We start from the raw sequence: 1,743 nt of genomic DNA, 5'->3' as shown, positions 1-1,743 counted from the left end.
AGCTACTAGAATTTATAAAAACTCAAAAATATAAAGAATTTAAAGAAGAAAAATTTAAATTAATCAAAAAACTATTAGAACATGGACAAGATCCAAAAGACTATAAAGTTTTAAAGATTATTCTGAAAATTATAAATGAAGAAAAAGATTTAGAGAATTTATTAAAAGATGGAGCTAAAAAGGAATTAGCACAATGAAGCAATTAGCAATAATCATATTTCTCATAACATCTTTATATTCACACGAAGCAAACTGTACGGATATGTTTAGACTCATTTATAATAAAAATTTAAGCGATGTTGAAACGGCTAAGTATATAAAATACTACATAGATGATCTCGGATGTGATGCTAATGCTGGTATAAATTTACCAAATTTAACGATGAAAGCTAGCTTATTAGAATTTGCTTATAGTGCAAATAAACCAATAAGCATTGACAAACTTTTAGAAAAAGGCGCGGTACCTAATGCGTGGTTGGCTGGCTCAATAGGATTAGACTTTTTGCTTTTTTTTGAAGAAAATGGTGTTAAGTTAGAAGGGCAGTCACCAAGCCCTGAGTTACTAGAATTTATAAAAACTCAAAAATATAAAGAATTTAAAGAAGAGAAATTTAAGCTAATCAAAAAACTACTAGAACATGGACAAGATCCAAAAGGCTATATCCTTTTACAGAAAGTATTAACGCTTGTAAATAATGAAAAAGATTTAGATAGGTTACTAGAGCAATATAAAAAGGATAGTAAATGAGTATATTGATTTCATTTATTATACCACTTGCAATATATAATCTACATTACCTAGATTGTGCAAATATGTTTAATATAGTAGCCAACAAAAAAATAAGTGATGAAAATACAGCAAAATATATGAATGTTTATATAGATAAATTTGGTTGCAATGCAAATATTACCTTAAAGTCTGCAAGACTTAGATATGAACCAAATTTATTAGAAATTGCCTTTATGATGAATAAATTTAAAACTTTTAATGATCTTTTGGATAAAGGCACAAAACCAAATGGCAGATTGGCTTTTTCTATGGGATCAGAATTCTTATTCTTTTTTCGAGATAATGAAGTCGGTTTTGAAAGTAAAATTCCTAGTAAAGAGCTACTTGATTTTATAAAAACTAAAAAATATAAAGAATTTAAAAGAGAGAAATTTAAATTAATTAAAAGGCAATTACAGTATGGACAAGATCCAAAAGACTACGAATATTTAAAATATATTTTGACACTCATAAATGATGACAAAGATTTAGAGAATTTATTAAATAATGGAAATAAAAAGGAATTAGCGCAATGAGGCAATTAGCAATAATCATATTTCTCATAACATCTTTATATTCACATGAAGCAAATTGTTTAAATATGTTTGCTGTGGTATTTGACAAAAATACAACCGATGAAAATACTGCTAAAGACATAGAATATTACATAGATAAGATTGGTTGTGATGCTAACATTACTTTAGAAAATGATAAATTGCATTATGAACCAAATCTACTTGACAGTACTTATGCAATGAATAAGCCTAAAACACTTGATTTACTTTTACAAAAGGGTACATTTCCTAGTAAGTGGCTAACAAGAGACATCGCAACAGAATTCCTGGTCTTTTTTAGAGAAAATAGCGATGGCATAAAAGATAAAAAAGCAAGCCCTGAGCTACTAGAATTTATAAAAACTCAAAAATATAAAGAATTTAAAGAAGAAAAATTTAAATTAATCAAAAAACTATTAG

The 1,743-nt window shown here is 26.9% G+C and carries 3 protein-coding genes and 1 pseudogene; all 4 read left to right on the top strand.

The features are described from left to right. Positions 1–197, top strand: a pseudogene (locus tag B9N65_RS10730) (hypothetical protein); the annotation flags it as partial. Further along, positions 194–748: a hypothetical protein gene (locus B9N65_RS10725; protein WP_087583818.1), complete on the top strand. Its 555-nt coding sequence runs from the start codon at positions 194–196 to the stop codon at positions 746–748. The pseudogene B9N65_RS10730 and the gene B9N65_RS10725, both read left to right, overlap by 4 nt. After that, complete coding sequence (locus B9N65_RS10720; protein ID WP_230855713.1) at positions 745–1,305, top strand: hypothetical protein; 561 nt, start codon at positions 745–747, stop codon at positions 1,303–1,305. Before B9N65_RS10725 ends, B9N65_RS10720 begins: the two co-directional genes overlap by 4 nt. Continuing rightward, the coding region (locus B9N65_RS10715) for a hypothetical protein (protein WP_180385153.1) at positions 1,302–1,743 on the top strand (442 nt) is incomplete at its 3' end. The genes B9N65_RS10720 and B9N65_RS10715, both read left to right, overlap by 4 nt.

The organism is Campylobacter concisus, assembly GCF_002165815.1.
GTDB lineage: Bacteria > Campylobacterota > Campylobacteria > Campylobacterales > Campylobacteraceae > Campylobacter_A > Campylobacter_A concisus_BH.
This window is presented reverse-complemented; position numbering and strand designations above follow the sequence as displayed.